The organism is Acetatifactor sp., from assembly GCF_982438285.1.
In genome coordinates this window covers 1-8,761 of the sequence record NZ_CEWDFQ010000106.1, presented here as the reverse complement: position 1 = coordinate 8,761, position 8,761 = coordinate 1, and the positions used below count along the sequence as shown (strand labels likewise).

7 protein-coding genes and 1 other annotated feature are annotated in these 8,761 nt (G+C 51.5%); of the genes, 1 reads left to right on the top strand and 6 read right to left on the bottom strand.

What is annotated here, in order from left to right; all coding sequences use genetic code 11:
• From pheT to AC1WIP_RS07010, 3 genes are all read right to left on the bottom strand, one after another.
• Positions 1–1,725: phenylalanine--tRNA ligase subunit beta (pheT, locus tag AC1WIP_RS07020; protein ID WP_481141182.1), on the bottom strand; the 1,725-nt coding region annotated here is incomplete at its 3' end.
• Positions 1,726–1,775: 50 nt separating this feature from the next.
• The gene (pheS, locus tag AC1WIP_RS07015) at positions 1,776–2,795 is read right to left on the bottom strand and encodes a phenylalanine--tRNA ligase subunit alpha (protein ID WP_481141181.1); all 1,020 of its coding nucleotides are present in this window, start codon (positions 2,793–2,795) and stop codon (positions 1,776–1,778) included.
• Between the two features lie 56 nt (positions 2,796–2,851).
• Positions 2,852–3,099 (bottom strand) — a binding site (T-box leader).
• Between the two features lie 67 nt (positions 3,100–3,166).
• A complete protein-coding gene (locus tag AC1WIP_RS07010) occupies positions 3,167–3,982 on the bottom strand; it encodes an AraC family transcriptional regulator (protein WP_481141180.1) in 816 nt (271 codons plus the stop codon).
• 127 nt (positions 3,983–4,109) lie between these two features.
• On the opposite strand from AC1WIP_RS07010, the gene AC1WIP_RS07005 reads away from it, so the two are divergent.
• Positions 4,110–6,257 carry a glycoside hydrolase family 3 C-terminal domain-containing protein gene (locus AC1WIP_RS07005; RefSeq protein ID WP_481141179.1) on the top strand — a complete coding sequence of 716 codons (2,148 nt, stop codon included), beginning with the start codon at positions 4,110–4,112 and terminating at the stop codon, positions 6,255–6,257.
• On the opposite strand, the gene AC1WIP_RS07000 is transcribed toward AC1WIP_RS07005, so the two are convergent.
• The 3 genes from AC1WIP_RS07000 to AC1WIP_RS06990 all read right to left on the bottom strand — a co-directional run.
• The gene (locus AC1WIP_RS07000; RefSeq protein ID WP_481141178.1) at positions 6,246–7,058 is read right to left on the bottom strand and encodes a YihY/virulence factor BrkB family protein; all 813 of its coding nucleotides are present in this window, start codon (positions 7,056–7,058) and stop codon (positions 6,246–6,248) included. The genes AC1WIP_RS07005 and AC1WIP_RS07000 overlap by 12 nt on opposite strands.
• A 34-nt stretch (positions 7,059–7,092) precedes the next feature.
• Positions 7,093–7,278: a hypothetical protein gene (locus AC1WIP_RS06995; protein WP_481141177.1), complete on the bottom strand. Its 186-nt coding sequence runs from the start codon at positions 7,276–7,278 to the stop codon at positions 7,093–7,095.
• A gap of 16 nt (positions 7,279–7,294) precedes the next feature.
• The coding region (locus tag AC1WIP_RS06990; RefSeq protein ID WP_481141176.1) for a SpoIID/LytB domain-containing protein at positions 7,295–8,761 on the bottom strand (1,467 nt) is incomplete at its 5' end.

Below are 8,761 nucleotides of genomic sequence, written 5' to 3'. Positions count from 1 at the left end.
ACTGTTTAGCATTCCGTTTAAGGATATGGTTCTCATAATGGAGAAATCCTCTCCCAGGGGATTTGCTATCGTGATAGCCCTGCGGGCCGGGTCTTCCTTCCCAATCAAAAGCTTGTCAAACACCTTGGGACTTTCAAAGGAATAACACATTCCCTGAGAAAATCCACAATACTCCGCAATATCTCTCGCCTTCTGCTCGATCCGGAGCTTATAGGACAGCTTGCCTGTGGTGGCCTCTCCGCTTGGCAGAGTGGTAGGAATTTTATCATAACCGTAAAACCTTGCCACTTCCTCCGCAATATCCGCCGTTCCTGCAAGGTCCTGACGGAAGGAAGGAATCACCAGTTCCCCCGCATCCTCGTCATACACAAGCTCCTCTCTGGCGAAGATTTCAAGCATTTCCTCCACGGACACATCCGTTCCCAAAAGACGGTTGATCTTTTCCGGGCAGAAGGGAATCCGGCGAAGAGGCGCCAAAGGCTCCTTCACATCCACCATGCCGCCTACCACCTCACCGCAGCCCAGCTCTTCGATCAGCTGACAGGCCCGGTTAATGGCTGCTTCCGCGTTCCTGGGGTCCAGTCCCTTTTCAAATTTTCCAGACGCATCCGTACGCAGTCCCACTCTCTTGGCAGATTTCCGAATATTAGGTCCATTGAAGGTAGCCGCCTCAAACAGTACGGTCTGCACATCCTCCGTGATCTTGGAGTTTTCGCCGCCCATAATGCCTGCAATGCCGATTTCCTTCTCCGCATCGCAGATCATCAGCACCTGGCCGTCCACCTTTCGCATCTGGCCGTCCAGGGTCTGGAATTCATCCCCGTCCTTCGCACGTCTGACAATGATTTTATGCCCGGCGATGGTATTCAGATCATAGGCGTGCATGGGCTGCCCATATTCCTCCATTACATAGTTGGTGATATCCACCAGATTGTTGATCGGACGGATGCCGCTGGCCGCAAGCCGCCTCTGCATCCACTTGGGCGAAGGGCCGATTTTAATGTTTTTGCACACCCTTGCGCAGTATCTGGTACAAAGATCCGGGTCCTTTACCTCCACACTGATATAATCCTTCACATCCTCATCGTTCCCTGTGGAAGACACAACCGGAGGAACAAATGGCTTTTTAAAGGTAGCTGCCGCTTCCCTGGCAATTCCCAGTACACTGTAGCAGTCCACACGGTTGCTTGTGATCTCATATTCAAACACCGTATCCCTCAGTCCCAGAAGCTCCACCGCATCCGCTCCCGCCTGAACCTCCGGTTCAAAAATATAGATGCCGTTCTCCGGAGCCTCCGGATACATATCTCTGCTGGAGCCAAGCTCCTCGATAGAGCACATCATACCATTGGAGGGCACACCTCTGAGCTTGCCGGCCTTTATGGAAATTCCATTCTCTGGCAGAGGCCCACCGTCATGACCGCCTGCCACCTTTCCTCCTGCGAGCACTACAGGAACCTTGTCGCCCTCCTTTACATTGGACGCTCCCGTCACGATCTGAATGGTTTCCGTTCCGATATCCACCTGACACACGATCAGCTTGTCCGCGTCGGGATGCTTCTCTATGGACAGTATCTGTCCCACCACAATTTTCTCCAGATTTTTATCCGCTCTCTCAAAGCCCTCTACCTTGGTGCCGGTAAGGGTCATGGCGTCGCAATATTCCTGATCTGTGCAGCATAATTCCGGCACATATGCCTTAATCCATGATAACGCTGTATTCATGTCCTTATTCCTTTCTCATTATAGCAATGTTTCTATTTTTTATTCCTCTCCTAAAACTGCTTCAGGAAACGGATGTCATTTTCATATAGCAGACGCATATCGTCGATTTCATATTTCAAAAGCGCAATGCGCTCCAAGCCCACACCGAAGGCAAATCCGGAGTACTGTTCCGGATCAATGCCGCTCATCTCAAGCACATGGGGATGCACCATGCCGCAGCCCAAAATCTCAATCCAGCCGCTGCCCTTGCAGAAACGGCAGCCCTTTCCCTGACACTTAAAGCAGGTTACATCCATCTCTGCACTGGGCTCCGTAAAGGGAAAATGATGGGGCCTGAATTTTACCTTCGTCTCTTCCCCGAACAGCTCTCTTGCGAATGCAGCCAGGGTTCCCTTCAAATCGGCAAAGGTGATATTCTTATCAATCACCAGCCCCTCGATCTGATGGAAGGAGGGAGAATGGGTAGCGTCCACTTCATCGGCCCTGAATACTCTTCCCGGGGCAATCATGCGGATAGGCATTTTCCCGGTCTCCATCTCCCGCACCTGAACCGGAGAGGTCTGGGTGCGAAGAAGAATATCTCCCGTAATATAAAAGGTATCCTGCTCGTCCTTTGCAGGATGGTCCGCCGGAATATTCAAAGCCTCAAAGTTGTAATAATCCTTCTCAACCTCCGGACCCTCCACCACCTCGTAGCCCATACCCACGAAGATGCGTTCCACCTCTTCTAAGGCGATGGTATTGGGATGTCTGTGTCCAAGCTCAGCCTTTTTGGCCGGAAGCGTCACGTCAATGACCTCAGCCTTCAGCTTTGCCTCCCGAAGCGCTTTTTCCATTTTTGTTCTGGAAGCTTCAATCGCCTTCTCGATTTCCTCTCTGGTCTCATTGACCCACTGGCCTACCTTGGGCCTGTCCTCAGGAGATATCTCCTTCATGGATTTCAGCACGCTGGTGAGCTCTCCCTTCTTTCCAAGGATGCCCACTCTGATCTCGTTAAGCTTTTCCATTGTGTCACAGCTTTTGATCTGTGCCATCGCCTGTTCTCTGATCTGGTCTAATTTGGCTTTCATGACTTATTCCTTTCTTTTTTTGATTCGCGCAAAAAAGTCCCTTGCTGCGAAAAGCAGCAAGGGACGATCTTTCACCGCGGTACCACCCATGTTTCCATTTTACTGTAAAATGCAGTCAAACGGACTCTCTATCTGCGTAACGTGCAGCATACGTCCGAAATTACTGAAGCCTGCTGGGCTTGTTCCTCTCGGCGGCTCCGGCAGGAAATTCGCAGATTCAGCTGAACTTAAGGAGACTTGCAGCCGGTGGCCTCCTCTCTCTGGCAGAAGCTGAAACACTACTTTATGCCTTCAATGCCTTTGACTTATTGACTATCATTGTAGTGATTTTTGCAGAAAATGTCAACCTAAAATTTTCCCCGCATAACAGCTCAGCTATGGCTGCTGCTTCTCCACTCCGTAGGCGTACAGCCAAACTGTCTGCGGAAGCACCTGTGGAAGGTTCGCATATTGGGGAATCCCGCCTCGTATGTGATCTCCGTCACGCTCATCTGGGTATTGCGCAGCATATTGCAGGCAAGATTCAGCCGCTGGCCGGACACATAGGCGGGAAAAGAGGTCTTTAGCTCCTCGGAAAAAATTCTGGACAGGTAATAGGGGCTGATGCCCATGGCCTTGGCTGCCTTGGCCGCTGTCAGCTCCTCCACGATATGCTCATTCACATACTGTAAGAGCTTTTGGGAAACGCTCAAATCTGCAGGCGCATTCCGGGGCAACATGGGGATATGATGAAAAATATCCGTCAAAAGCACAAGCAGAAGTCCCTTATCAAGCTGATAGGGCACCTGGCTGTCATAGGCGCTCATCCTGACCAGCTCCAGAATACGCTGGCCGTACTGGGACAGGCTGCTTTTAGGAAAGCAGGGCGTTTCCAGCTCATAACGGGAAAGCTCCTCCTTAAATTCACCCACATAATCCATATCGGCGATAATCAGAGATAGGTCGATCTCCCCTTCAGAGGAAAAGGAATGAAGCTGATAGGGAAAAATCAGCATACAGTCTCCCGCCTCCATACAGTATTCCCTTCCGCCCACAGTCATCTGCATCTGCCCTCCCGCATTATAGGCAAATTCCAGATGCTTGTGCATATGAAGCGGAAAGTTGGGATGATGCCACACATGGCAGTCATAAATTTCTTTTCTGGTCTCGTAAAAGCTGGTTTCCTGACAAGATTCTGTGCGCTCCACAAAGCACCTCCATATACTTCTTCCAATATAGCAATTTTTGTCTGAAAAAACAAGATTTATGACTGGTTTTCTGAGGTTTTTCCTACTAAACTGTTCTTAGGAAAAGACTTAAAGGAGGGTTACTGACATGACCAGAAGTGAAGCAAAGCAAAAGGCACAAGCCCTTGTAAAGCAGATGACGGTTGAGGAGGCCGCATCCCAGCTTAAATATGACGCTCCCGCTATCCCCAGGCTGAACATACCGGCCTACAACTGGTGGAATGAGGCGCTGCACGGCGTAGCCAGGGCCGGCACCGCCACCTGCTTTCCCCAGGCCATCGGCCTTGGCGCAACCTTTGACCCGGACCTTCTTGAGCGGATTGGCCGGGCTGTTTCTCTGGAGGCAAGGGCAAAATATAACGCTTATTCCGCTCACGGTGACCGCTCACGGTATAAGGGACTTACCATGTGGGCGCCCAACATCAATATTTTCCGGGACCCCAGATGGGGGCGGGGACAGGAAACCTTTGGTGAGGAGCCTCTTCTGACCGCGAAGCTGGGCTGTGCCATCATCAGAGGGCTTCAGACAAAAATAGACGGTTTTCTTACCACTGCAGCCTGCGCCAAGCATTTTGCAGCCCATTCCGGTCCTGAGGCCCTCCGCCACGAATTTGACGCAAGGGTATCCGAAAAAGACCTGCGAGAAACCTATCTGCCTGCCTTTGAAGCCTGTGTGAAGGAAGCAGGCGTGGAAGCCGTTATGGGAGCCTATAACCGCACCAATGGCGAGCCATGCTGTGCAAGCAATTATTTGATGAACCAGGTGCTGCGGGAGGAATGGAACTTTGAGGGACATTATGTTTCGGACTGCTGGGCCATCCGGGATTTCCATGAAAACCACCAGGTTACCAATTCCCCTGAGGACTCTGCGGCTCTGGCCCTAAAGACGGGCTGCGATCTAAACTGCGGGTGCACCTATGAGCACCTTATGGCCGCCTTCAAAAAAGGTAAGATCACAGAAAAGGACATCCGCCGCAGCGCCGTGCGCCTGTTCACCACCAGATTTCTTCTGGGTATGTTCGACCGCTCCAGCCTGGATCAGATTCCCTACCAGGTGGTGGGATGTAAGGAGCACCTGAATCTGGCTTACGAGGCCGCTGTGAAAAGCTGTGTCCTTTTAAAAAATGACAACATTCTGCCGCTTTCCAGAGAAAAATACAAAACCATCGCCGTAATCGGGCCAAACGCCGACAGCGCCACAGCCCTTGTGGGCAACTATCACGGCACACCACCCAGAACAATCACTTTGCTGGAGGGCATCAGAGGGCTGTGCGACGACTATGGCATTGCCGTCCATTACAGCCAGGGATGTAATTTATATCATCCGCCCCGGGTGGGCAGGCCCCACGAAAATTATGGCGCTGCTGAAAGCGTAATTGCTGCCGAAAACGCTGATCTGGTGATCCTCTGCCTGGGGCTGGACGCTACCTTGGAGGGCGAACAGGGAGATACCGGAAACGAATTTGCCGCAGGAGACAGGCCTGACCTTCTGCTTCCCAAGGTGCAGAGACAGCTGGTGGAATCCATCATCGCTGTCAAAAAGCCCTTAATTTTATTAAATGCCTCCGGCAGTCCCATGGACTTATCCGCTTACGAGGCTGACGCTGACGCCATACTGCAGGTATGGTATCCCGGCGGAGAAGGGGGCAGGGCGGTTGCCGACATTTTGTTTGGTCTGGCCTCCCCCGGCGGAAAGCTGCCCATTACCTTTTATGACAATCAAAGCCCTCTCCCGGAAATGACTGATTACAGCATGAAGGGCAGAACCCATAGGTATCTCACGAAAAAACCCTGGAGGCCCTTTGGCTACGGTCTTACCTATGGCCAGGTGCGGATCACACAGGTATCCTGCTCTCTTTTGGAGGATGCAGAAGGCGTGTCGCTAAAGGATGCTCCACAGGCTTCCCCCGATTACCGGGATTTTGCCCAAAAGGGACTCCTCTGCCGCGTGTCCTGTGAAAATACCGGGGATTTTGACGTAGACGATGTGCTGCAGCTGTACCTGCATGTGGAAGGCACTCCCTGGGAGGTGGCAAACTCCAGACTGGCGGCCTTTCGGCGGATTTTTCTGGAAAAAGGAAAGGCAGCTGACTTTGAACTGTCCATTCCGCCTGCTGCCTTTTCTGTAATAGATGAAACGGGCCGGCCGCAAAAGCCCCTGGAAGGCGCTGTGCTTTACGCTTGCTTCTGTGCGCCTGAGTTTTCCGACGAGGAAGCCTTCCGTCTAATCCTCTAAGCTGGTATCATCCTGCCTGTGCCGGTTTGCAAGGACTCTGTTTACAGGTCTGAAATACCGGTTCAGGTAGGCTCCGATCATAATGATATACATACAGAAATACATCCACACCATGACAATGACAATCAGGGAAAGGCTGCCGTAAATACTGTAGGATTCCGTCCTTTCCACATACAGGGAAAAGCCCCATGAAAAAACACTCCATACCACCGCCGCAAAGGCAGCGCCCGGCACCTGTTCCCCAAAGGCCAGCTTTTCGTTTGGCACGTACGCATACACAGCGCTGAAAAGCAGCATCAAAATGGCCCACACCAGAAGGAAGCGGAAATTCATCAAAAAAGATACCAGAACCTGCAGCTGAGGCACTCTGTGCAGCAAAAGCTCCACCAGCTGATTGCCGAATACCATAATAAACAGAGACAAAATCAGCACCACCAGCATCACCACCGTATACAGCGACGCCACCAGACGCACCACAAAATAGTTTCTGTCCTCCTCCACGCCGCCTATGGCGTTCAGCCCCCGCATCAGGGCCAGAACTCCCTTTCCCGCAGACCATAAGGTTGTTATGGCTGCAACGGACAAAATTCCCGCCGATTTTTCATAAACCTCGGCGATCAGGCTTTCCACCAAAGAATCCAGTCTGTCCGGCGTGATTTCAGTGACCGCTCTGACCAGGTTTTCCTCCGTCAGCGGGGTATAGGGAATTATGGTACAAATCAAAATCAGCATGGGAACAATGGACAGCACCAGAAAAAATGCCGTGCTTGCCGCAAATGCGCTGATATTCTGTTTTTTCATCTGCGCGGAAAAATCCCGCAGAATTATAAATAGCTTATGCAATGCTCTGTCCTTCCTCTGTCTGCCCTTCCTGATAAACATTTTCTATAAAGCAGTTTTCATAAAAAAAGCTTAGAATCTCCTCACAGACATAGCCGCTTTTGGCCATATTCCGGGCTCCATTCTGACTCATTCCCACTCCGTGTCCAAAGCCCCCGCCTGTCAGCGTATATCCTACCACAATTTCTTTTTCCATACTAGGGGACAAAATGAAAAACGCGCTGGGAAGCAGGGAAGGGGGAATCCACCCAGCTTCCGTCCTGGCGCAGGATTTTGCTTTCCCCGTTGTTGAGCACATAGCGGATATTATGCTCTGAGATCACTTTATAGGTGTGCTCCTTTGTCTCGATCATAAGCTCATCCGCAACGCCGCCGCTGCCCCGCTTTACAATGGACAGCCCCGTCAGCTGGGAGAGCTCTGAAATGGGTGCGCTGACAAATTCTCCGTCCACAAGGGTGAGTACAAGCTTTTCATTTGCAGCATAGCGCTTTTTGAGCGCTTCCAGCATATAGTCGGTATCTATTTTGGGTACCTGATAGGTCCAGCGGTACCACCCCTCCGACACCTCAAAATCAGAAGCGTTTTTGGAGCAGATAAAGGCGGCAAAGGCATCCTCATCCTTAAGCCTCTCCCCGATATCAGACAATTCGTTCTCTGTGCCTTCTCCGCCCTGTTTTTCCATAGCCCCTGGATTTAACGCCTTTGCCCGAAGATAATCCAGGGTCTTTGCCTCCTCGGTTTTCCATACGGAAGCATCGCTGCCCACTCCGCAGGAGGTAGAATAATAATAGGCTCCCGCCAGCACTCCCTCACCGGCATACAAAAGCTGTCCGTAAGTTTCCTTCACCGCTGTGGTGGTGCTTTCCTGCTCTAAAATATTATTGTATACCTGATAGGAGGTGCTGTCATCCACATGAGCTCCATACCCGGGATAAGCCGCCCGCAGCATATGATCATAGGCGTAGGTTCTGGCGCAGACCGCCTGGGCCTTCAGGGCCTCCTCCGGGTAGGAGGCCGGCATTTCGCTGGGCACCACACTATAGAGATATTCCTCCAAGAGAACCTCATTAATCAGAGCAATTCCATCCTGGGTTTTCAAAAGCTCCATGTGCCCCCTGTAGCTGGGAATGCCCTGACTGCGGTTTACATTTTTCAATATCACCTTCCCCGTCAGCACATTTGGCGTAACGGTCACCCTGTCCCCCGAAAAATAAGGGCTCTCCAGGTCAATGCTCACTTCCTCCCCCGCCCCAAAGGTCTCCTCCTTAAGCTCCCCATAGCTTCCATACTGCACGGTGAAATCTGTATCCGACGTAATCACCAGGCTTTGGTGAAGAAGGCCGCCGTAATCTCCCGTCTTAATCAGCACTCTTATGTACTCCATAGCCTCCTCCTTCACCATCAGAAGGCCGCACACCTGTCCATTGTCAAGCACAAGGTCCGTGAAGCTGTATCCAAAGCTCAAGTCAGAGGCAGTGCACATTTCCAGCGTGTTGTAAATACGGTATCCCTTGTAATCCTCCGAAAGAGGAAGCCAGCCACAGCCCTCCACCTCGATTCCATCCCCATCCGCACGCAGTATCCTGCCGTTTATCTTTTCTGTTTTCAGGGAAATGTCTGTAACAACGCCGTCTGTAAGCACAATATCTGCGATCTGCTCCCT

What these genes read in the sequence shown, in the direction of transcription:
- AC1WIP_RS07000 (WP_481141178.1), bottom strand. Translation starts at nt 7,058, where the DNA reads ATGAAAAAACAGAATATCAGCGCATTTGCGGCAAGCACGGCATTTTTT.
- AC1WIP_RS07005 (WP_481141179.1), top strand. Translation starts at nt 4,110, where the DNA reads ATGACCAGAAGTGAAGCAAAGCAAAAGGCACAAGCCCTTGTAAAGCAG.
- pheS (WP_481141181.1), bottom strand. Translation starts at nt 2,795, where the DNA reads ATGAAAGCCAAATTAGACCAGATCAGAGAACAGGCGATGGCACAGATC.